The organism is Chryseobacterium sp. ISL-6 (assembly GCF_018613715.1).
GTDB classification, from domain to species: domain Bacteria; phylum Bacteroidota; class Bacteroidia; order Flavobacteriales; family Weeksellaceae; genus Chryseobacterium; species Chryseobacterium paludis.
The window spans coordinates 602,929-626,327 of record NZ_JAGGPT010000006.1 but is presented as its reverse complement, the minus strand read 5'-3'; the positions used below and the strand labels follow the sequence as shown (position 1 = coordinate 626,327).

The 23,399-nt window shown below is 31.9% G+C and carries 26 protein-coding genes; 24 read left to right on the top strand and 2 right to left on the bottom strand.

The genetic code is table 11. The features are described 5' to 3' along the window. The first annotated feature begins 4 nt into the window (after window positions 1–4). From J7E44_RS13705 to J7E44_RS13640, 14 genes are all read left to right on the top strand, one after another. On the top strand, window positions 5–868 hold the full coding sequence (locus tag J7E44_RS13705; RefSeq protein ID WP_214830767.1) for a GNAT family N-acetyltransferase: 864 nt from the start codon (window positions 5–7) through the stop codon (window positions 866–868). After that, complete coding sequence (locus tag J7E44_RS13700; protein ID WP_214830764.1) at window positions 868–1,809, top strand: GNAT family N-acetyltransferase; 942 nt, start codon at window positions 868–870, stop codon at window positions 1,807–1,809. Before J7E44_RS13705 ends, J7E44_RS13700 begins: the two co-directional genes overlap by 1 nt. 6 nt (window positions 1,810–1,815) lie before the next feature. Beyond that, on the top strand, window positions 1,816–2,916 hold the full coding sequence (locus J7E44_RS13695) for a DegT/DnrJ/EryC1/StrS family aminotransferase (RefSeq protein WP_214830763.1): 1,101 nt from the start codon (window positions 1,816–1,818) through the stop codon (window positions 2,914–2,916). Continuing rightward, window positions 2,916–3,815, top strand: coding sequence for a glycosyltransferase family 2 protein (locus J7E44_RS13690; RefSeq protein WP_214830761.1), 900 nt, complete (start codon window positions 2,916–2,918; stop codon window positions 3,813–3,815). Before J7E44_RS13695 ends, J7E44_RS13690 begins: the two co-directional genes overlap by 1 nt. Then, entirely contained in the window at window positions 3,815–4,414 is a 600-nt protein-coding gene (locus tag J7E44_RS13685) for an acyltransferase (protein ID WP_214830759.1), read from the top strand. The genes J7E44_RS13690 and J7E44_RS13685 overlap by 1 nt, the downstream gene beginning before the upstream one ends. Continuing rightward, the gene (locus J7E44_RS13680; RefSeq protein WP_214830758.1) at window positions 4,407–5,594 is read left to right on the top strand and encodes a glycosyltransferase family 4 protein; all 1,188 of its coding nucleotides are present in this window, start codon (window positions 4,407–4,409) and stop codon (window positions 5,592–5,594) included. The genes J7E44_RS13685 and J7E44_RS13680 overlap by 8 nt, the downstream gene beginning before the upstream one ends. Window positions 5,595–5,613: 19 nt before the next feature. Beyond that, window positions 5,614–6,483 carry a glycosyltransferase gene (locus J7E44_RS13675; RefSeq protein ID WP_214830756.1) on the top strand — a complete coding sequence of 290 codons (870 nt, stop codon included), beginning with the start codon at window positions 5,614–5,616 and terminating at the stop codon, window positions 6,481–6,483. Window positions 6,484–6,546: 63 nt separating this feature from the next. Continuing rightward, window positions 6,547–7,215, top strand: coding sequence for an NAD-dependent epimerase/dehydratase family protein (locus tag J7E44_RS13670; RefSeq protein WP_214830754.1), 669 nt, complete (start codon window positions 6,547–6,549; stop codon window positions 7,213–7,215). Window positions 7,216–7,225: 10 nt separating this feature from the next. After that, window positions 7,226–8,146, top strand: a complete 921-nt coding sequence (locus J7E44_RS13665; RefSeq protein ID WP_214830752.1) for a glycosyltransferase family 2 protein — start codon at window positions 7,226–7,228, stop codon at window positions 8,144–8,146. A 56-nt stretch (window positions 8,147–8,202) separates the two neighbouring features. After that, window positions 8,203–8,958 (top strand): class I SAM-dependent methyltransferase, encoded by a 756-nt coding sequence (locus tag J7E44_RS13660; protein WP_214830750.1) that lies wholly within the window; start codon window positions 8,203–8,205, stop codon window positions 8,956–8,958. A gap of 19 nt (window positions 8,959–8,977) precedes the next feature. Next, window positions 8,978–10,774 (top strand): asparagine synthase (glutamine-hydrolyzing), encoded by a 1,797-nt coding sequence (asnB, locus tag J7E44_RS13655; protein WP_214830748.1) that lies wholly within the window; start codon window positions 8,978–8,980, stop codon window positions 10,772–10,774. Next, a complete protein-coding gene (locus J7E44_RS13650) occupies window positions 10,774–11,718 on the top strand; it encodes a glycosyltransferase family 2 protein (RefSeq protein WP_214830741.1) in 945 nt (314 codons plus the stop codon). Before asnB ends, J7E44_RS13650 begins: the two co-directional genes overlap by 1 nt. Then, window positions 11,715–12,656: a glycosyltransferase family 2 protein gene (locus J7E44_RS13645; protein ID WP_214830739.1), complete on the top strand. Its 942-nt coding sequence runs from the start codon at window positions 11,715–11,717 to the stop codon at window positions 12,654–12,656. Before J7E44_RS13650 ends, J7E44_RS13645 begins: the two co-directional genes overlap by 4 nt. 50 nt (window positions 12,657–12,706) lie before the next feature. Next, window positions 12,707–13,645, top strand: coding sequence for a glycosyltransferase family 2 protein (locus tag J7E44_RS13640; protein WP_214830737.1), 939 nt, complete (start codon window positions 12,707–12,709; stop codon window positions 13,643–13,645). A 31-nt stretch (window positions 13,646–13,676) separates the two neighbouring features. On the opposite strand, the gene J7E44_RS13635 is transcribed toward J7E44_RS13640, so the two are convergent. After that, window positions 13,677–14,447: a class I SAM-dependent methyltransferase gene (locus J7E44_RS13635; RefSeq protein WP_214830734.1), complete on the bottom strand. Its 771-nt coding sequence runs from the start codon at window positions 14,445–14,447 to the stop codon at window positions 13,677–13,679. Between the two features lie 154 nt (window positions 14,448–14,601). On the opposite strand from J7E44_RS13635, the gene J7E44_RS13630 reads away from it, so the two are divergent. The 5 genes from J7E44_RS13630 (at window position 14,602) to J7E44_RS13610 (ending at window position 19,384) form a co-directional block, all read left to right on the top strand. Further along, window positions 14,602–15,141 (top strand): acyltransferase, encoded by a 540-nt coding sequence (locus J7E44_RS13630; RefSeq protein ID WP_214830732.1) that lies wholly within the window; start codon window positions 14,602–14,604, stop codon window positions 15,139–15,141. Between the two features lie 5 nt (window positions 15,142–15,146). Then, window positions 15,147–15,980 (top strand): glycosyltransferase family 2 protein, encoded by an 834-nt coding sequence (locus J7E44_RS13625; RefSeq protein WP_214830730.1) that lies wholly within the window; start codon window positions 15,147–15,149, stop codon window positions 15,978–15,980. 109 nt (window positions 15,981–16,089) lie between these two features. After that, entirely contained in the window at window positions 16,090–17,262 is a 1,173-nt protein-coding gene (locus J7E44_RS13620) for a glycosyltransferase (protein WP_214830728.1), read from the top strand. A gap of 47 nt (window positions 17,263–17,309) precedes the next feature. Next, on the top strand, window positions 17,310–18,749 hold the full coding sequence (locus tag J7E44_RS13615) for an AMP-binding protein (RefSeq protein WP_214830726.1): 1,440 nt from the start codon (window positions 17,310–17,312) through the stop codon (window positions 18,747–18,749). Beyond that, window positions 18,746–19,384 (top strand): GNAT family N-acetyltransferase, encoded by a 639-nt coding sequence (locus J7E44_RS13610; RefSeq protein ID WP_214830724.1) that lies wholly within the window; start codon window positions 18,746–18,748, stop codon window positions 19,382–19,384. The genes J7E44_RS13615 and J7E44_RS13610 overlap by 4 nt, the downstream gene beginning before the upstream one ends. Here J7E44_RS13610 and J7E44_RS13605 read toward each other — a convergent pair. Further along, window positions 19,381–19,611, bottom strand: a complete 231-nt coding sequence (locus tag J7E44_RS13605; protein ID WP_214830723.1) for an acyl carrier protein — start codon at window positions 19,609–19,611, stop codon at window positions 19,381–19,383. The two genes, J7E44_RS13610 and J7E44_RS13605, sit on opposite strands and share 4 nt — an antisense overlap. A 58-nt stretch (window positions 19,612–19,669) precedes the next feature. On the opposite strand from J7E44_RS13605, the gene J7E44_RS13600 reads away from it, so the two are divergent. The 5 genes from J7E44_RS13600 to J7E44_RS13580 all read left to right on the top strand — a co-directional run bounded on the left by J7E44_RS13600 (window position 19,670) and on the right by J7E44_RS13580 (window position 23,293). Continuing rightward, entirely contained in the window at window positions 19,670–20,227 is a 558-nt protein-coding gene (locus J7E44_RS13600) for an acyltransferase (protein ID WP_214830721.1), read from the top strand. Further along, on the top strand, window positions 20,182–21,375 hold the full coding sequence (locus tag J7E44_RS13595; RefSeq protein ID WP_214830719.1) for a glycosyltransferase: 1,194 nt from the start codon (window positions 20,182–20,184) through the stop codon (window positions 21,373–21,375). Before J7E44_RS13600 ends, J7E44_RS13595 begins: the two co-directional genes overlap by 46 nt. Window positions 21,376–21,412: 37 nt before the next feature. Beyond that, window positions 21,413–21,970: a serine O-acetyltransferase gene (locus J7E44_RS13590; RefSeq protein WP_214830717.1), complete on the top strand. Its 558-nt coding sequence runs from the start codon at window positions 21,413–21,415 to the stop codon at window positions 21,968–21,970. A gap of 331 nt (window positions 21,971–22,301) precedes the next feature. Further along, a complete protein-coding gene (locus J7E44_RS13585; protein ID WP_214830715.1) occupies window positions 22,302–22,970 on the top strand; it encodes a carbonic anhydrase in 669 nt (222 codons plus the stop codon). 23 nt (window positions 22,971–22,993) lie between these two features. After that, on the top strand, window positions 22,994–23,293 hold the full coding sequence (locus J7E44_RS13580; protein ID WP_214830713.1) for a hypothetical protein: 300 nt from the start codon (window positions 22,994–22,996) through the stop codon (window positions 23,291–23,293). Window positions 23,294–23,399: the final 106 nt, after the last annotated feature.

Here is a 23,399-nt window from a genome sequence, read left to right as displayed (position 1 = left end):
AGTAATGGACAAGGTTCAATATTTTGATTTAGATAAAATTGGTAATTCTTCTCTTGGCTTTATTACAGTAGCCGAGAGCTTAAAGAACGTGCCTTTTGATGTCAAACGTGTATATTGGACTTACTATACTCCTCAAGATGTGATGAGAGGAGGTCATGCTCATAAAAATCTTAAGCAAATCATATTTGCTGTATCAGGAACAATAGAGTTTAATATCGAAGATAAAAATGGTAATAAAGAAACATTTATACTAGATAATCCTTCTAGAGGAATATATATCCCAAAATTAATCTGGCGGGATATTAAATTCTCACACAGTGCGGTATTACTCTGTTTAGCATCTGAACTTTACGACGAAACCGACTACTTTAGAAGTTATGAAGAATTTACCTCATACCCTTCTCCATCTGAAGTGTTACATCTGGTAGATTATACTGAAGAAATTCTGGATAAATCGTGGAATTGGCTTAATGATCCTGAAATTAAAAAGCTTACCAATACACCTGATTTTACAAGAGAAGATCAGAAAATATGGTTTAGCAAACTTGAGGATATGAAAAACTATGATATTAAAGGTATTGCTTTTGGTGAGCAAATTATTGGCGTTGCAGGTCTAAAAAAAATTGACCTCAACAACAAAGATGCTGAGTATTTTGGTTATATCGGAGAAAAGCAATTTTGGGGGAAAGGTCTAAGCAAACAAATATTATCTGAAATATTGCGCAGTGCAAAGGAAGAGCACAAGTTAGAAAACGTCTATCTAAATGTTATTCCTGATAATATTAGAGCTATCAAAGCTTATGAAAATTTTGGATTCAGAATAGAGTTGATCGTAAAAGATAACGTAAAAATGTCTTTAAAGTTATAATGGATATAGAACTAACACGATATCATGTTACCCAGAAAGTCATTTGGGATACTTTCATAAGGGAAAGCAAAAATGGATTATTCTTTTTTGAAAGGGATTATATGGATTATCATGCTGACCGCTTTACTGATCATTCTTTGATTTTCATTAAAAAAGATCAGATCATTGCTGCTTTTCCAGCGAATGAAATAGATAAGGAAATTTTTTCTCACTCCGGATTAACTTATGGATCTTTGGTTATCAGTGAAAAAACTAAAACTGTTGAGGTCTTAGAAATATTTACACTTTTAATCAACTACTACAAGAATAGTGGTTTTAGCAAATTACTTTATAAAGCAATTCCGTCTATCTTCTTTGAGCAACCTTCGCAGGAAGACCTGTATGCTTTATTTTTAAATAATGCACAACTTATCAGACGAGATATCTCTTCGGTGTTACCTATCCAAAATAGGTTACCTTTAGCGAATTCACCTGCAAGAAGATATAAAAAATGTTCCAAGTTAAATCTTGAGATTAAAGAGAATAAAAATTTTGAAAATTACTGGACACTTCTAACAAATGTCCTTGCATCAAACCATGGAGCTAAACCTGTACACAGTCTACAGGAAATTCAACAGTTAGCAGAAAAATTCCCAAATAATATCAAACTATACGAAGTTACAGAAAATGAAGAGCTACTGAGTGGTACCTTAATTTTCGACTTTGGTAAAGTCCTTCATACACAATACCTCGCGAATTCTGAGAAGGGCAGGGAAATTGGTGCTTTGGACTATCTTATTGTCAAGCTGCTTGAAGAACAATTTCAAGACAGACCCTATTTTAGTTTCGGAATCTCTACTGAAAATCAGGGAAGATTTTTAAATGAAGGTCTGATCAACCAAAAAGAGATGTATGGTGGGAGGGCTATTTGTAATGATTTTTATGAAATTACTTTAAATTAAAACCAAATGATTAGTTTTTTAAATTTAAAAAAAATAAACCTTAAATATCAAGAAGAAATTGAAAACAAACTTTTGGAAGTTTTCAGGAGCGGATGGTATTTATTGGGAGATGAGCTTAAGAATTTCGAAACCAATTTAGCTCATTATATTGGTTCAAAATATGCTTTAGGAGTAGCAAACGGACTGGATGCTTTACGATTAATATTCCGCGCCTACATAGAGCTGGGCATTATGAAACCTGGAGATGAGGTCATTGTCCCTGCAAACACTTACATCGCTTCTATTCTGGCTTTATCGGATAATGGATTAATCCCTGTTTTTGTAGAGCCGGAAATAAATACATACAATATTGACATTTCAAAAATTGAAGAAAAACTCACTTCGAAAACAAAAGCAATACTAATCGTTCATCTGCAGGGTAGAATTGTTTTTTCTGAAGAATTAAGAAAAATAGCACAGGACCATAAACTAAAAATTGTAGAGGATAATGCACAGGCTATCGGAGCAGAATGGAATAATATTAAATCAGGAAACCTGGGTGATGCAGCTGGATTCAGCTTTTATCCCGGTAAAAATTTAGGTGCTCTGGGTGATGCTGGTGCAGTAACAACAAATGATAAAGATTTATTTGAGACCATCCGTGCATTAGGAAACTATGGTTCTAATCAAAAATATGTCAACATATACAAGGGTCTTAATTCCAGATTGGACGAAATACAAGCTGGAGTACTGGATATTAAATTAAAGTATATTGAAGAAGAAAATAATGCGCGAAGACTAATTGCGAAAAAATTCATTGAGGAAATAACTAATCCAAAAATCATTCTTCCAGAAAATCCAGAAGATGAAAAGGAACATGTATGGCATGTGTTTGTTATTAGAACAGAAAATAGAGACAATCTTCAAAGCTACCTCAATGAAAAAGGGATCCACACAATTATCCATTACCCTATTCCACCTCATAAGCAAGAAGCTTATAAAGAAATGAATACGCTATCTTTTCCAATTAGTGAAAAGATACATGAGGAAGTATTGAGTTTACCTATTTCATCTATTTTAGATACGGAAGAAATTGAAACCATTATTAAAGCTATAAATGAATATTAATGGTGAACAATCCTTTAGTAACAGTTATTATCGTTTCATATAATCATTCCGGTTATATTAAAGAATGCCTGGATAGCATAAAAAATCAAACTTATGAGAACATTCAATTAATTGTAGGAGATGATGCTTCACCAGATAATTCTGTAGAAGTCTTCGAAAATTGGATTAATGACAATAAGTATACTGCTGAAAAAAATTTCCATTCCAAGAATACTGGTTTAGCTGAGATGCTTAATGAATGTATAAAATTCGCTAAAGGAAAGTATATTAAACTTATTGCAGCTGACGATTATTTGCACCCGGAGTTTTTGGAAAAATGTGTAAAAACATTGGAAAACAAAGATGATAAGTTTGCTGTGGTTTTTTCATCAGCATATATTGTAGAGGAAGATAAAAATTTAGTTGAGTATTATGGGAATTTTGATTTCTATAGAGATGAATATCAGTTTAGAAAACTTGAGAAAACAAGAAATTTTGTACCGGCTGTCAGCGCATTGATCAAAACTAAAGCTCTTCTTGAAACAGGATCTTATAATAAAGATATTCTTTTGGAAGATTACGATAAATGGCTACAAATAAATGAAAAACATTTTTTTGCTTTTATTCCGGAACACCTTGCTTATTATAGAAAGCACGAAGAAAACATTTCAACCTTAAAGGCCCGAGTGGTTTTCGTTGAAGAAATACTGTTGAGACTACAATATGACACAGAGTTAGATAATAAATCGGAACTTAATAATAGTGTCAAGAAAATTTATATTACATCAACTAACAAGAAAGAACTAAAAAAGACTTTTGAAAAATATAATCAGTACAAGGGAAAAGAACCTTGGCTGAATTTTTGTTTGAAATATCGTTTACCTATTAAACTCTATCATCTAAAATATAAATTTTTCTAATGTTCTTAAGGCTAAAAAATTATATCCATAGAAAAATAGCTTCTTTTATTACTGATCTTGAAGTACAAAAAAAGAAGAAACTTTGGCGGGCTTTTAACGCAAAACCAACTATTACAATTCACCATACTTTTGCCCCTCAAGATGTTAATATCTTTAAAGGAAATGAGGGCGAATTTGGTAATATAGCTATTGGTGAACGGTTTTTCGTGAGAGATTACTGTAATATTTCAGTGCTTCCAAATGCTTCACTAACTATTGGCAGTGGGGTGTTCTTTAATAATTATTCTTCAATTAATTGTATCGATAATATTACCATTGGTGATGATACTATATTCGGAGAAGGTGTAAAATTATATGATCACAATCATGAGTACGGGTTCAATCCCAATTTCTTTATAGATAAAACAGCCTTTAAGACTTCACCGATAATTATAGGTAATAATTGCTGGATAGGAAGTAATACAGTCATATTAAAAGGAGTTAACATCGGTGACAATTGTATTATTGGTGCTGGATGTGTTATTCATAAATCTATCCCGGCTAATACTATTGTAAAAAACAGTCAAAATTTAATATTCGAATCTTTGCAAAATGAATGAAACAAAAAAAATATTAGTTATATCTCATGAAGCATCTTTATCAGGTGCTCCAATACTATTGTTGAGTGTATTAAAAAAGCTTAAACAAGAAAAAAAGAATTTTAGCATTGATATTCTATTATTAAGAGCAGGACAGCTTTTTGAAGATTTTGCTAAAATTTCTGACAACAAAATTATTGTAGCTAGTTATTATAATCAATCATTTTCTTTTATCAATAGAAATTTTAAAAAACTTCAGGCTGCATTTTTTCCAACAGCAGAAACCAGAGAGGAACAGATTGAAAAGATAACCGGAAGATTATTTTCTAACAATTATGATTTGGTATATGGAAATACTGCAGAAACACTAATTTGGACAATACCCTTTTACAAAAAGAACATTCCTACCATTGTAGCCATCCACGAACTGGCTTTTGGAGTAGAAAGTTCTTACTCAAAAGAATTTATTTTAGAAAACGTATCCAATGTTTCTACTATTATTGCGGGATCAAATGCTGTAGCAGAGAACCTGATTACCAGATATGGAGCAAAACCAGAAAAAATTAAAGTCATTCATTCTTTTGTCGATGAAGTAATTGATATTCAAAAAGATACGACAGCTTTAAAAAAAGAGCTCAATATTTCTGATAATGAATTAGTTATTGGTATTGCAAGCTCTCAGGAATTGCGTAAAGGAACGGATTTAGTACCTCTCCTTGTAAAAAAAATAGCAGATCAGACAGATATAGATTTTAAATTCATTAACCTTGGTGGAACTTCCAAAATTGGTCCTGTAAAATGTTCAAAGCTAGATGCTGAAAAACTTGGAGTAGATGATAAAATCATATATGTAGATCACAACAAATTTCCAAACGACTATATTAATATTTTTGATATTTTCCTCTTACTATCCCGGGAAGATCCGTTTCCTCTTGTGATGCTTACTGCAGCAAAACTTAAAAAACCTATTGTTGCATTTGAACAAAGTGGCGGCGCAGTAGAATTTCTTGAAAATGGTTTTGGTGTTCTTGCCCCTTATCTTGATTTGGACACTATGGCTTCTGAGATCGTTAAGCTATTACAGAGCAAAGAATTAAGAGAAAATTATGGAATTAAAATCCAGAATAAATTAGAACTGGAATATTCTGAAAAAAGACTGACTACTGATATCTTTCAGACGATGGACAATCTATTGAAATAAAATTAGTGAATACTTTTATATGATCTCTATCATTATATCTTCATATCTTCCTCACTATTTCTCTGCATTGGAAAATAATATTGCAGAAACGATTGGTGTACCCTACGAAATTATCAAAATTGATAATCCTGGCTTAATGGGGATCTGCAAGGCATACAATATGGGAGCAGAAAAAGCTAAATATGATTATTTTTTATTCATCCATGAGGATATTTTATTTCATACAGATAAATGGGGCGAGAAATTAATAACCCACCTCAACCGACCTGGAACAGGTGTTATCGGACTTGCCGGCTCTTCCTATGTCCCTGTTGCACCTTCCAGTTGGACCGTTTCAGAAAAACATAATTTCATCAATATTTTGCAGGGAAATAAAGAAAATGCCGAATCCTATCTAATTAATAAAGTCTCTGGAAATACAAATCCGGTTTATGCCGTAGATGGTGTATTTCTAGGTATTAAAAAGGAAAATTTCTTTGATTTTAAATTCGATGAAGATATTAATGGGTTTCACGGTTATGATCTGGATTTTACATTAAGGGTATCAAAAAGACTTCAAAATTACGTAATCGATAATATACTTATACAACATTTCTCTGGCGGAAATCTGGATAAAAAGTGGTTGGATTCCAACATAAAAATTAAAGAAAAAATTGGATCTGATTTTCAAAAAACAATTGACAATACCACCGAGAAAAAAATATTTTCCGGCTTTTTACATAAATATTTTGAATACTACCCGATTAATAGGAAAACGCTTTTATTTACACTAAAATTTTATCCTTATAAGTATTTAGATTTCAGACAACATCTATTTTTTATTAAAAAATATTTTAATTACATTAGATATGCATCTCAGATTAATAGAAAATTAAAAGTAGATCTTTAATTTTATTTTTAATAATACTAACTTTAACAATAATTAGTTACACACAATATCAAAAGACACAATATGATCATAGGAAACGGGCTTATTGCTAGTTCATTACAAAATATCGATTCGGACAAAATACTTTTCTTCGCTTCAGGAGTTTCAAATTCTCTTGAAACAAAAAAAGCAGAATTTGAAAGAGAATTCAATCTTTTAAGCAACGCCCTTGAAAATTACAGCGAAAAGAAGTTTATCTATTTCTCCACATTGAGTGTTCAGGATCAATCAAAACAGGACAGCTTTTATGTACTGCATAAGTTGGAAATGGAAAATTATATTAAAAGTAAATCTGACAATTACCTTATTCTAAGAATTGGTAATATCGTAGGGAAAGGTGGAAATCCTAATACTCTTTTTAATTTTCTTAAAACAAAAATTAAAACCAATGGTAAATTCATACTTCACCGAAATGCCAGAAGATTATTATTAGATATCGATGACATTGCCAATTTTTTAGAAAGTACATGCCAGTCTGTGAAAAATGAAACAATAAACTTTGCATATCCTTATTATTATGATTTAAGGGAAATTATAGATGCCATCCAAAATAGAATGGATCAGAAAGCAAATTATGATGAAGCAGATGAAGGGGATTTTTACAAAGTCGATTTTGATAAAAACACCAACAGCTTTTTCTCTGGAATAGAGCCTACTGATTATTTGAAAAATTTAGCTGAAAAATATACTTAAAAAAAAATAAATGCCAAGGATTTATCTTATTATTGTCACTTATAATGCCATGAAATGGGCAGAAAGATGCTTTACAAGCTTAAGGCGATCTTCGGTTCCTATACAGTGTATTGTTGTAGATAATGGATCAACAGATAATACACAGGAGTATATAAAAACAAATTTCCCGGAAGTAGATTTCATTCAGTCTTCAGAGAATCTGGGATTTGGTAAAGCCAATAATATAGGTATTGAAAAAGCTCATAAAGAAGGTGCTGATTTTTTCTATCTGATGAATCAGGATGCATGGCTTTACCCTGATAGTCTTGAAAAGTTGCTTGATATTTACAGTAAGCATCCCAAACAAGAAGAAATTGGGATCATCAGCCCCATGCAAATTGATGGAACAGAAAAATATCTGGATATCTTTTTAGATAAATATATTGCTACAAATTTTGAAAAGACAAGGCTGATATCTGACCTGTATTTTCAAACACTGAAACCTTTTTATGAAATTAAGTTTATTAATGCTGCTCATTGGCTTCTTCCAAAGCATACCATAGAAACTGTAGGTGGATTTAACCCTTACTTTTTTCACTATGGAGAAGACGATGAGTATACAAACCGGGTATTATTTCACGAGAAAAAAACGCTACTTGTCCCTGGCAGTAAAGCAGTTCATGATGGAAAACAATTTTTAACTAAAATTGATTATAATAAATTTCCAAATCTGAGTATAGAAACTAAAATTATAAATCCTAACCTGAATAATGCATTATATTTAGAAAAGAAATCTCTTAAGCAAAGCATTGTAAAGAATATTATCACAGGAAATATTGGCACTTATAAAAAACTATCTTTAAAGTATAAAAAGATTTCAAAAGAAGAAAAAAAATTAGCTGAAATACGTAGTAAAGTAATGCAAATAGGACCAACATTCCTGAATCTGTAAGTTAATGAAAGATTTATTACAATAACATTTCTTTTATCACATAAATAAAACACAATATGAAAATCCTGGACAGAATAAAAAAAAAGATAGAGCTATTTTCTCATTCAGGCTCAAATTATCAATGTCCATTTTGTGGCTACAAATCGAAAGATCTGGAAATTGTAGGACATAATTTACCTGTATTAATAGAAAAACATGTCATTGGAGGCGGGCGTAGAGCGGCAGGATGCTATAAATGTAATTCCAGAGACAGAGAAAGACTTTTATATGCTTTTGTTATTAAAGAATTAAATCTTCCAAAAGACATCAGTGTATTACATATCGCACCAGAACCTAAATTATCAAAGATTCTTTTAAGCCAGAATTTAAAGGAATATATTTGTGGAGATCTGCTCACAGGGAATTACCATTATCCAGACCATGTAAAAAATATTAATATTTTAAGTATCCCTTACGAGAACAATTATTTCGATCTGGTGATTTGTAATCATGTTTTAGAACATATTCCTGACGATGCAAAAGCCATGAAAGAACTTTTAAGGGTATTAAAGCCTGAAGGAAAAGCTATTTTACAGGTCCCTATTTCTAAGAATAATCAACAGACCTACGAAGACTTTTCTATTTCCGACCCTCAAAAAAGAAAAGAACTTTTTGGTCAGTTTGATCATGTAAGAATATATGGTCAAGACTATGTAATACGATTAGAAAATGCTGGTTTTATAGTAGAGAGAGTAAATATTTCTGATAAATATAAAAAATTTGGAGTGAATCCTGAGGAAGATATTTTCTTTTGTAAAAGAGGGATGTCATAATTTAAAATAAAATGGTATTATGTGTGGAATAGCAGGAATAATAGCTCCAAACGCTAGAAATTATACAAACGAAATAAAAAAAATGACTGATGTACTGGTACATCGCGGTCCAGATTCTTCACATCATGAATTTTATGAAAATGCAACTTTAGGTCATCGAAGACTTTCAATTATAGATCTCTCAGAGAGTGGAAAACAACCGATGTTTTCAAATTCGAAAAACGAATGCATTGTACTGAACGGTGAAATTTATGGATATCTTGATATTAAAAAAAGATATCCGGAATATCCTTATCATGGAACTTCGGATACAGAAGTTATTCTTGCAATGTATCAGAGAAAGCAGGAAAACCTCATCCATGATCTCCCAGGAATGTTTGCTTTTGCAATTTGGGATGACCAGAAACAGCAATTATTTTGTGCCAGAGATCGTTTTGGAGAAAAGCCATTCTTCTATGCTATCGGAAGTAACAACGAATTCATTTTTGCCTCGGAGATTAAAGCTATATTAGCTTCTGGATTAATTCAGCCCGAAGTAAATTCTGAAGCCTTAGCTCACTATCTGCAACATGGATATGTAAATACCTATCAAAGTATTTACAAAAACATTTTCACGCTTCCTCCTGCTCATCAACTAATTTGGAAAAATGGAAAAGTTATCGTTTCACGTTACTATAGCTTACCGGCAAAGGATAGGAATATAAGTTTATCTGATGCAAAGGAAGAATTCTTATACCTCTTAAAAAATGCTGTTAAAAAACAGCTTATAGCAGATGTGGAAGTTGGAAGTTTTTTAAGTGGCGGATTAGATTCGTCCTCCATAGTAGCCCTGGTCAATGAATTTATGCCAAAACAAACGACTATTAGCTTTGGGTATGATCATAAAGATAGTGAATTGAAATATGCTAAAGAAATTGCCGATAAATACCAAACCAATCATATTGAGGTTCACGAAAAAAAACAGGATATAGCAGCATCACTCTTAAAGATTTCTCCATTCTTAGATGAACCTTTTGCTGACATCTCTTATCTTCCACATTATGAGATCTGTAGAAATGCCAGAAAAAATCTTACTGTAGTCCTTTCTGGGGATGCCGGTGATGAACTATTTGGTGGGTATCATTTTTATAAAGTCGAAAATGAATTAAAAAACCACTTTAGCTATAAAAATATAATTACTCAATTCGGATTAAAGATTTATCAAAAGTTGAGAGAAACTTCTTTTGTTACACAAAGCAATTTACAGTATTCTTCTATTTTAGATTTTCATCAGAATTCCGTTAGAAATGCATTCTCTAAAAAAGAACAAAATCTGCTCGGGATTCTAACAGATTATCAGCAACCCTACAGTTTCACACCCAATTCTGACTCATTGAACGATATTATGCGGGTAGATCTGGAAAATTATGTTCCAGGAAATATGATGATGAAATCCGACAGAATGGCCATGGCGAATTCATTGGAAGTGAGAACGCCTTTCCTTGATGTTGATTTTGCTGAGTTTTGCATACAATTACCTGAACAACTGAAGTTAAATAGTGAAAATGATAAAATTATACTTCGGGAAACAATGGGGGCATATTGGACAGAAACGATTAGAAAACGTCACAAGCAAGGATTTGGAATGAGTGTTAAGAGTTGGTTTGAAGAAGATAATCTCATCAATCTATCCAATGAATTGCTTAAAGATCGAAATCAGAAAATTTTCAATTATATAGATTTTGAGGGTGCTCAAAAATTTCTGAACAAGGATCATAAACATTGGAATTTGTTACAACTTGCTCTTTGGGCCCATAACAATCAATCTGTATTATAATGCTTGAAATTTCTGTTATTATCCCGGTTTATAATGCGGCTGAATTTTTAGAAAAATCAGTTCAGTCTGCATTGCAATTTAAAGAAGTTAAGGAAGTTATTTTAGTTGAAGATAAATCAACAGATAATTCACTGGAAATTTGCAAAAGATTAGCTGACCAAAATCTAAAAGTATTACTATTTCAACATGCTGATAAAAAAAATCATGGCGCAGGCGCCTCAAGGAATCTGGGAATAGAAAAATCAACAGGGAATTTCATTACATTTTTAGATGCTGATGATTATTATCTACCCAATCGTTTTGACGGAGAAAAAGAAATATTTACTGATTCTAAGGTTCAAGGGGTCTTTGGAGCCATTGGTATTGAATATTTAACTGAAAAGGGAAAACAGGAATTTCAATCGAAATTCAGTGATACTTCCCTTACAACTGTAAATTATTCCGCTGAAGGAAGGGAAGTTTTTAAAGGACTTTTAGGATTAACAACTAAAACTTTCGGTACATTCTTCCATTTAAATGCTCTTACAATAAGAAGATCAGCCATTGAAGTATCTAATTTAAAATTCAACAAGACACTTAGAGTTCATCAGGATTCGGATTTTATTATTAAACTGGCTTATCACTGTTATTTAAAATCAGGGATTATAGATCAGCCCGTGGCCATACGAGGAATACATGACGATAACAGAATTACTAAAATTGTGAAATACTCCCCTCAGTATAAACAAAGACAGCTTCTTTTCTGGAAATCTTTATATGACTGGGCCCGCGATCAGAAGATACCTTCAGAATTTAAAGAAAAAATTTACTTAAGATATAAGTCCTTCGACTTATCTCAAAAAACGGGAGCAATAAAATATTATAATATCTTTATTGAAGCTCTTAAGAATCCCAATATATTAAAAACACAGTATAGGTTTAATTATCAAAAATCGATGAAATGAAAATCTCAGTAATCATTCCCGTTTATAACGCTGAAAAATATGTTTCTCAGGCTGTAGAATCAGCGCTCCAGTTTGATGAAGTATTTGAAGTCGTTTTAGTGGAAGACAAATCACCAGATCAATCTTTACGGACTTGCCAGGAATTAGCCGCGAAGCATAGCAAAGTAAAATTATATCAACATCCCGACAAAGAAAATCATGGCGCGGGTCCAAGCAGAAACCTGGGAATACAGAATTCAACTGGAGATTTCATCGCATTTTTAGATGCGGACGATTATTTTCTTCCCAATCGTTTTGATGCAGAAAAACAACTTTTCAAAAATCCCAAAGTAGAAGGTGTTTATGGGGCTATTGGCGTACATTATTACACTGAAAAAGCTAAAGAGCAATATTTTAAATTATTTAAAAATGTATTAACCACAGTTTACAAAAAACATGATCCTAAAGATGTTTTTCCAGGGTTGATCCATAAGTTAGGAAGTTTTGGACTATTTAGTATTGATGCTCTAACTGTTCGTAGAGAGTCTCTTTTGGCGAAGTTAACTCCTTTATTCAAGCCAATGAAACTTCACGAAGACACAGAGTTTTTATTTCGCCTTTCATATTATCTTGATTTATATCCCGGAATTATAGATGAAGCTATAGCAATGAGAGGAGTGCATGAAAGCAATAGAATCACCAAAGTAGATTCTAATAAGATAAAGCATACGATCTCAAGAGTTATCCTTTGGAATGAAGCTTATAATTGGGCAAAAGATGAGGCTAATATTCCAGAAGACATTAAAACACATATCAAAAGGATGCAACGTAGTTTCGAAATAGCAAGTTCTCCAAAATTAAAAAAATGGGCAATGATTATAAAATATTTATTCGTTGATTATCAGAGTATAAGATCAGGATTATATAACATCAACTTTAGATATTCTTTAATTTCGTAATCTTGCATATTCGTACCGTACCATTTTACTTATTTAATTAATTGGCAACCATGAAAATATCTGTCATCATTCCTGTTTATAATGCAGAGAATTACATTTCTCAAGCTGTAGAATCAGCGCTTCAGTTTGATGAAGTATTTGAAATAATTCTCGTGGAGGATAAATCTCCAGATAATGCACTCCTACTTTGTGAAAAACTCGCAGAAAAATACGACAGCGTAAAACTTTATCAACATCCTGATAAACAAAATCATGGTGCCGGAGCGTCCAGAAATCTTGGAATAATGAATGCAACAGGAGATTTCATCGCATTTTTAGATGCAGACGATTATTACCTGCCTAATCGTTTTGATGCAGAAAAACAACTTTTTCAAAATCCTGAGGTAGAAGGTGTGTATGGCGCTATAGGAGTACATTATTGCTCAGAAAAAGCCAAAGAACAATACTACAAAGTTTTTGAAAACCGCCTAACCACAGTATACAAAAAACATGATTCAAAAGAAGTTTTTCCCGGACTTCTTAATATGAAAGGGAGTTTTGGACTTTTCAGCCTTGATGGATTAACGATCAGGAAAAGTTCTCTTTCAAAAGTCAGTCCTTTTTTCAAAACCGGACTTAGACTTCATCAGGATACAGAATTTATTTTCCGTTTATCTTACTACCTTAATCTTTACCCCGGAATACTCGATAACGCTGTTGCAGTAAGAGGAGTCCATGAAAATAATAGAATCACGCAAGTAGATATTGGGAAAATAAAGCCATCTTCTACAAGGATTCTGCTTTGGAGTGAAGTACATAATTGGGCTAAAAGTGAATCTTCAATTCCAGATCATATTAAGAAGCATATTGAAAGAACATACCGAAGCTATCAGATAGCCGAAGCTTCTGTCCCAAAAAAATGGGGAATGATCATGAAATATTTATTTACTGATTATAATAGTATTCGTTCCGGTCTATATAATATTAATTTTAGAAAATATTTACTTTAATTCTTTTGTATTCCATTAAGCGTTAATTCTCTTACTTTATAAAAACACCTACATACTTATCATCAATTTCTACAATAGTTGTGTCAATATCATTTTTCTCACAAAAATCCTGGTAAGCTGAATTATCCCCGATATCATCACTGATAAATACCCCGCCACTTCTTAAGTGTGTATACAATTGATTATATGCCCAGAACATTCCGTTATAGCTTTTGTCCGAATCATAATGAACCACATCAAAAACTTGATTTTCATTGAATATTTTTGGCAGAGACTCCTTATCTGCAAAGCGAAAAAGTTTCCAGTATTTTTTTAGATCTTCAGGAACTACATATCCTACGTACTGATCTCCATTTTGTCCTAAATAGGGCATATCAGAACTATACAAAGTTCCATTTCTTTTTTCCAGCGACAACAGTGAGGCTAGTGAAGACCACCCATAGGCAACTCCCGTCTCTACTACATTCTTACCTTCAGAAAATTCACAAGCATAATAGATAAGCTCTAATGCTCCCGGACCGCCCATTTTAATGGGACATTCTTTTTCTTTTTGTGCCGCTTTATCCAAAACATCCTTATATTGCGTTTTAAATGTGGAGGCATCAATTCCAAAAAGATTGAAAACAGCTTCTTTCTGCGAAATAGCCTTTGACCGTGCCCAAGAATTCGTTTTTTCTTTTCCTTTGAAGGCATTATTTCTATTCACAGTGTTCTTCAAAATTTTCCTTCCTAATTCGGGATAAAGGTCTGGCCTTTTAAGGTATGCTACAAATGTTTTAAAAACTCTTTTTAATTCACCCATCGTGTTTACTTTGTTACAAAAGTATATTTTTTTTTAGCTACATTTGTTTAAAGCTAAATCTTTTTTAATATAAAAAAAGCAGAAGCTATTATGTTCAAAATGGTTTTATACCTACAGTTTTGCATGAACAGAAAATAAAATTAATTAAAAACACATGCTTTCCAAAATTTTTGAAACACTTCAAAGGAAAAAACAGATTTCCATTTTTCACAAACACCCTAAAGTTATTTTAGGAAATATAAAATTGGGAATTAATAATCATTTTGTGATCTATAAGAATATCAAAAAAATAAACCTTGGAAATGACATCCGTTTTCGTAATTATATTCACATTTTAGTTCAGGATGAAGCAACATTAGAAATAGGAAACAATGTTTTCATGAACAATTTTTGCTCTATTAATTGCCTCGATCACATTTCGATTGGCGAAAATACATTATTTGGCGAAAATGTAAAGATGTATGATCATAATCATGCTTATCAAAGTTCTCCTGAATTCAAAATATTTCAAAACCAATTTACTAAAGCTCCGATAAAAATCGGGAAAAACTGTTGGTTAGGTAGTAACGTTACAGTATTAAAAGGGGTCAGTATTGGTGATAATTGTATAATTGGTGCGGGCTGTACTATTTATAAAGATATTCCTGCAAATACAACTGTTATGAATAAGCAGGAATTAATTTTCAAATCTTAATTAAAATGAAATTTTCAGTTCTTATTGCACATTATAATAATGCCGATTACTTTAAAGACTGTTACGAAAGTCTTCAACAACAGACCTACACAGACTGGGAGGCAATCATTGTAGATGACTGTTCTAATCAAGCAGAAAAGGAAGCTGTAAGATCTATAATTGAAGGTGACAGCAGATTTATTTTCTTTGAAAATGAGTCCAATCAGGGAGTTGGATATACAAAAAGAAAATGTATTGAATTGGCCAATGGAGAAATCTGTGGATTTGTAGATCCTGATGACGCCATTTTTCCTACAGCAATTGAAAAGTCTATCACGACTTTCCAGAATAAAAAAAATGTCGTTCTTACCTACTCCAGATTTTTAGCCTGCGATGAAAATTTAACTCCTCTTTATCCTTTCAAATCTGCAAAACAAATTCTCAATAACGATCCTTATTTTTTCAATTTCCCAGTTCAGATCGCACACTTTGTGGCATTTAGAAGAGAGGCATATTTAAGAACTGAAGGCATAGACTCTAGTCTTACGAGTGCTGTTGACCAAGATCTATATTTAAAAATACTAGATCTGGGAAGCGCTTACTTTATTAATGAAAACTTATATAAGTATAGACTTCATCCTAATGGTGTTTCTCAAGCAAAATCGAAAGGAAAAGCAAAAGATTCATTTGCAAAAGTTATCTTTAACACCTTAAAAAGAAGAAACATTACTTCTATAAATAAAAAAACAGTCCCTGAAAACTTTCAAAGTCCTCAAGAAATTTTTAACTTACTTGATTATCAGACAAAGAGAATTTATAGACTTAAAATCAAAATATTAACTTTTTTCCAATCAGAATAGAAATCTTCAAAATATTATGGCTACTGCCAGAAATTATCTTTGAGATCTGTTCAATTTATAGAATATACCTAACACTTTTCGACACAAAAAATTATTACAAAAATCCCAAATGCAGGAGAATAAAAAAATAAAAGTTCTTTTCAGACATCGTTCTATGGAAATGGGTGGTGTAGAAAAAGTTGTATTAAGTATGCTTAATAATCTTAACAGGGATAAGTTTGACATGACAATATGTTTAAATATTAACCAGGGAGAACTACGTAATGAATTTCCAAATCATGTCAGGAAAGTATATATAGCTGAGGGTAAAGAAGATTTTTCTAAAAATCCTGTTATTCAAAAGATTCAATTAGCAAAAAGAAGACTTAAACTTGATAAAGCAGCAAAAAATCCAAAGATTGCTGATCAACTGCTAAATGACACCTACGATGTAGAAATTGCAACAGGTTATACAGTTTATAAAACAGTACTAAATTCTACGAACAAGAAATCAAAAAAAATCGCATGGCTTCATTCTGATTTATCGCTAGAAGGTTTTGCTCCCTATCGGGATGAAATCTTCAAAAACATGCAACAGTTCGACTATATTATATATGGTTCACAACAATGCAAGGATATCTTAAGTGAAAAATATCCTGATCTCAAACTTCCACCAGGAGAAGTAATTTTAAATGCGATTCCAATTGAAGAATTAAAGATAAAGGCAAAAGCATTTAATCCTGACTTTGGTACAGCTCCCACCTTTGTCTCTGTTGGAAGATTACATTATAGAAAAGGATACAGAACACTTTTAGAAACCCATAAAAAACTTATTGATGACGGCTTCCATCATCATATTACTGTTATTGGAAATGGGGAAGATTACGATTTGTTATCTAAAAGAATCAAGGAACTGGAGGTACAGAACTCCTTTAAACTACTCGGCACACAAATGAACCCATATCCCTATGTTGCCAATGCAGATTTTTATATTATGCCTTCAGAAAGCGAGGGCTGGCCACTAATTATCGCCGAGACATTAATTCTTCAAAAACCTATATTAGCAACTAAAGTTGGTGGAGTTCCGGAAATGGTCACCCATAAGGAATCCGGATATTTAACCGATTATTCTGACGAAGGTTTATATAATGGTATTAAAGAATTTTTAACCAATAAAAATCTGATTGAACATATTCAGGAGAATTTAAAAGATATTGAGAAACGTTTTGACAATGAGAAAATCTTCAAAAGTGTAGAAAGCATTATTGAAAATCTTTACCAGAACAAAACTCCCACTACATAGTTTCCATAAATTAAGTAAGCAAAAGTATACTACACAAATTTAAAAAGATGAATCCCTTTATTGAAAATTTATACCAATCTTTTCTACAAAATAATACAAAGACCTGTCTACGTATTCAGGATCAAACCCATACTTATGGAGATATTTTAGATTTATCCCATCAAATCAGAATCCAATTACAAAAAGTCGATTCTCAAAATGTAGGAATTTATCTTACAGATGATGTATACATGTATGCCTCAATACTTGCCATTTGGTTTACAGGAAAAACCTATGTTCCGATTCATCCTGAATTTCCTTTTAATAAGAACCTGGATGTGATTCAGCAGGCTGATATTGAAGTAATTTTAACCTCCATAGAAATAGAGGCGAATTATCAAATTTCTATTATTGACACAAAGGAAGTTTACCCCTTAGAAGCTATTTTACCTGTTGACTCATCCATTCACAACAATGCTTATATTCTTTTCACATCAGGTAGTACCGGAAAGCCCAAAGGAGTTCCCATTCAATTTTCAAACTTATATTATTTTTCTGAATCTTTTCATTCAACTTTTGGAAACTTAAATCCTAATGATCGTGTTTTGCAGATGTTTGAGCTCACTTTTGACTTATCTGTGATGAGCTATCTTATTCCCTGGCTAAATGGAGCTGCAGTTATTGGTCTTCATAAAAAAGAAACTAAATTTTTACAAATTCTCGATTTACTGGAAGCTAATGAAATTACTGTAGCCCTTATGGTTCCAAGCATTTTAAATTTAATTATTCCTTATTTAGATCCTGAAGTAAAAAATGAAAGTCTGAGACTCAATTTATTCTGCGGTGAAGCATTATTAACAAAACAAATTAAAGGTTGGAAAGATTTTATTCCTAATGCAAATATCTACAATGTATATGGCCCAACAGAAAACACCATTTTCTGTACTCAATACAAAATAGAAGATCCTATAAAAGAGAAAAATGGTATTATTAGTATTGGAAAATCAATGGTCAATACAACAATGACTTTTTCTGATAACGAAACAAATGAAGGGGAACTATTATTATCAGGAAAATTACTTACACACTCTTATTGGAAGAATGAAGAAAAAACAAATGAGGTTTTTGTTGAAAAAGATAACGAAATATTCTATAAAACGGGAGACTGGTGCTTAAGGGATATTGAGGGTGATTATTTTTATCTCAACCGAATAGATTTCCAGGCTAAGATAAATGGTTTTAGAGTAGAACTGTCTGAAATTGAATTTTTTTCAAATCAAAAACTAAATAATGCTATTAGTGTTGCTCTCATCTGTAAAGATAAAAACAATAATGATCTTCTTATCCTCTTTATTAATGATATGAATGTAGAGGATGAAATAATTATTTCATATTTAAAAGATAACCTTCCTGAATATTGTATTCCTTCAAAAATTGTCAAACTAGAAAAGTTTCCCATCAACACTTCAGGAAAGATAGATAGAAATGAACTAAAAAATAAATTATGATTAGTATAAGAAAAGCGATAAAAGCTGACATCCCTTTGATTATAAAAGGAATTTTAGCTATTGAAACTAATTCAAAATCTTTATCAGATACTTATAGTAATCTATTTGAAACTGATCTCTCAACCACCAAGGAGTATTTAAGTCAATTTTTTTTAGATGAAGAAAATTTCGATACAGAGCTTTCTTTAAATTCTTATATAATAGCAGAAGTTGATGGAAAAGCTGCCGGCTGCTGCGCTCTTATTTTTACAGATAAGAATTATTACCAAAATAAAAGCGAACTATTTCCTATCCATTTAAGAAGCGAGCATTTAAATTCGTTTATTAACAATGTAAAAAATTTACCTGAAACCAAGACATATTCCGAAAACAAGTATCTTATTCAATATGTCTTTGTAGATGACGATTATAGAAATAGAGGCATCGCTGAATATTTATTAAAACATGTCATTTCACAGATGGAACCTCAAGCCAACGACCTTTATATAGATGTATTGGAAAGCAGCCCGCATCTTATAAAATATTACGCCAAATTTGGTTTTAGAGAATATAAAACTATTAATATCGATACTTCAGATCATAAGATCTATCCTAGTGTTCAAAAGATAATCCTGCGAAAAACATGTACAGATTAATCAAACTTTTCTATTCCTATTGCTTCTGTAAGGTCTCCAATAGTATTAATATTCCTGAAAGATCTTGGATTTAAACTTACCCCAAATTGATTTTCAACCAACTGCATTACCAATACAGCTGATAAAGATCCATAGCTTTCCAATTCTTTGAAATTAGTATCTGAGGTTATTATAGTTTGTTCGTTAAGTTCCTGTTTAAGCAGTTCACAAAAATGTTCGATCTTCATTGTGTTATAATATTTGGACAGGCAAATTTATAAAATAATTTCTAACTTTGTTTTTACTATGATGATATATAAAATTATTAACAAAATATCTTCCTTAATTCAGGATTTCCAACATTCTGTTTACCTTAAAACATGCATCCATAACGGTTTAAAATTAGGCAAAAATGTTGTGGTAAGAAATCATGTTTCTTTTGGCTCTGAACCATTTCTAGTTGAGATTGGACAAGACACAAGAATCGCTTCTGGAGTAACTTTTGTAACCCATTCCGGAGCTACTACAAATATAAGAAAGCTGAAAGGCTATGAGGAAGTAAGAAATTTTGGATGGATAAAAGTTGGTGAAAATTGTGCTATTGGCAGCAATTCCGTCATATTACAAAATGTGGAAATAGGAAATAATTGTGTTCTTGGTGCCAATTCGGTTCTTTCCGAATCTATGCCGGAACATACTGTCTATGCGGGAAACCCAGCTAAGTATATTTGTGAAGTAGAAGATTATGCTGATGTATTGAAAAAAACGACAGTTGAATATCCTCTTCATTTAGAAAAAAACAGGAAAGAGCTTAATCAATGGCTGAAGTTGAATTTACCTCAAAAATTCAAAACTACGAAATAGTGCCAAAGAAAAAAATACTTATCCGAATTGGTTCCCTCCGCCATGGAGGTGCAGAAAAGGTATTGGTTACTTTTCTGAAAAACCTATCGCCGGATCGATATGAGATTGATCTTCTTTTAAACTTATATTCCGGGAAATATTTACAGGAAGTTCCAACCTGGATCAATGTAATTTATCTTAACAAGGGAGAAATGATTACAACGAACCGTATCCAGGATATTCCAAAAAAAATCACACGGGTTATTTACCAAAAGCTTCTGAAAAAATTTCCTGATCTTCTGTATAGTGGAAAATTAAAAGGTAAAAAATATGATATTGAGTTTGCTGCTATTCATGGGATGCGTGATGAAATTTTAGACTCCCCTCATACTTCATCTAAAAAGATAGTTTGGATTCATAACGATCTCTCTGAAGTAAAAGGATACAATGATCATGAGATTAAAAAGTTTTTTGGTTTTGATAAGATCCTGGTTATTTCAGAAAAAATTGAAAAACTATTTTACGGTTTAGCTAAAAATGAATCTGAGAAACGAAAAATTGTTAGGATCTATAATCCTTTAGATACTCAGGAAATCCTAACTAAAGCTGAGAAGCCTGTCCAAAAATATAGCTTTGAGGGATCTATTCCTACTTTTGTCTCGGTAGGAACTGTATTTCCACAAAAAGGCTTTGACAGACTTTTAAAGGTTCACAAAAAAATCCTTGATGAAGGTTTAGAACATAAAGTTTTAATAATTGGTGATGGTTATGATTTTGAGAATATCAAAAAATTAAAATCTGAACTTAATATTGATAAAACTGCTACTATGTTAGGATTTACAGATAATCCTTATCCTTATTTTAAAAATGCTGATTTTTATATTCTAAGTTCCAGGTATGAAGGTTTTCCAACCGTTCTATTTGAAGCAATCACGTTAAAAAAGAAAATGATCACCACAGAGGTATCTGGAGCAAGAGAAATGTTAAATAACGGAGAGTTGGGCTTAATTGTGGAAAATTCAGAAGACGGAATTTATTTTGGGATGAAACAGGCTTTACTGCATCCTGAGACATTTCTGCATTATTCTGAAAAACTAAATGAGTATAAGATGCCCTTTAATCTCGAAAACTCTGTTAATAAAATAACTGATATTTTAGACGAATTATAATTAACTTTATCATTTACAACTTACACAGACTGCTATTATGCCAGAAAAACACACCACTATTCAAAAAGATTTTTATAGAGAAAATGGAAAATGGCTTTCAAAATTTGAAATCTGGGCAAAATGTGTAAACCCCAACCTTCATTTTATTTATATTCTAAGAAAATCTCAGCAACATCAGAAGAAGTCTGTTCCTGGATTATTCTGGAGATTTGTATTAAGACATCATCAGATTAAATATGGCTTTCAGATCTACCCTGAAACTCAGATTGGAGAAGGCTTTTATCTTGGGCATTGGGGAAGTCTGGTCATCAATCCAAATACAAAAATCGGCAACAATTGTAATATTGCCCAAGGTGTTACTATTGGTCAGCAAAACCGGGGAAAGAACACAGGAATTCCTGTCATTGGAAATGAGGTATGGATTGGCGCCAACGCTGTAATTGTCGGAGGTATAACTATTGGAAACAACGTTTTAATTGCTCCCAACTCATATGTAAATTTCGATGTCCCTTCTAATTCTGTGGTAGTAGGCAATCCGGGGAAAATTTATCCAAGGGAAGATGCTACTGAGGGCTATATCAATAATAAAGTCTAAAAAAGAAGCCCCTATCCGATCCTTATTTTTTCGCTTTTAAGAATATTTTAATTTCCTAACTATTTCATTGTACCTAATTGTTTGTACTTTTATCTTAATTTAAGAACGTTTAAATTATTGACATGAAAAGGATTCAATATAATTTATGGCAGTATTTGACTAATTTTGGGTATTAATGTATGATTTTAAACATATTTTAATATTAAACTTTGTTAAAAGAGATTTACTTTTCGTCAAAAATTATATTTTTGCATGATTATTGATTTAGTCTATTGGATTTGAAAATAATTTAAACGAAATAAATAATTATAAACTTTAAAAAATTTATTTTATGTCCCAATCGTACGAAGTTATTTTCGAGAACAACAAAAAATGGGTAGAATCAAAAATTTCAGAAGACCCACATTATTTTGAAGAATTAGCTAAAACTCAGCATCCTGACTATCTATATATCGGATGTTCAGATAGTAGAGCTACAGCTGAAGAATTAATGGGTGCTAAACCGGGAGAAGTTTTTGTTCACAGAAACATTGCCAATGTAGTTAATACTTTAGATATGAGTTCAACAGCAGTTATTCAGTATGCTGTGGAACATTTGAAAGTAAAACACATTATTGTTTGTGGACATTACAATTGCGGTGGTGTAAAAGCAGCGATGACCCCTCAAGACTTAGGATTGCTAAATCCATGGTTGAGAAATATTCGTGATGTTTACAGATTGCATCAAGCTGAACTGGATTCTATTCAAGATGAAGGTAAACGTTATGACAGGTTAGTGGAACTTAATGTTCTCGAGCAGTGTATCAACGTAATTAAAATGGCATGTGTACAGGAAAGATACATCTTAGAAGAGTATCCTGTCGTGCATGGCTGGGTTTTCGACCTTAGAACCGGTAAAATTATTGATTTAGATATTGATTTCGAAAAAGTTTTGAAAGACATTCAGAAAATCTATAATCTTACGGAATCGGCTTGGGTTATGAATAGAAAAACAACTTAGTTTTTCAAAAAAAAGAGTGTGAAATGAAATTCTGGAGTATTATTGTATTAACGGTTTTCCTAAACTTTACAGCGTTGCCAAGCATTGCTGTAATTGCAGGTTGGGATCTACTGAGAACCAATATAATAATTAATGAAGAAGAACCACACTCTCATCCTTCTTCTTTTACTGTTTATGAAAAGACACTTCCAAAAACTTTGGATGTTTTTGATTATCTAAAGTTTTTTGAATCTGATCCAAAAGAAAGATCTTTTGTTCTGATAGATGATTCCTTTCACCTATCTCCCTTACTTACTATATTTTCTCCGCCTCCGGAAGCCTAATTTTAAATAACTCCGTAATAAATTATTCATATCAATTTGATATTGAATACACTTGCTTTAAAATTAAAATTCCAATCTTTTATAACTGATTATTCAAGAATAATTC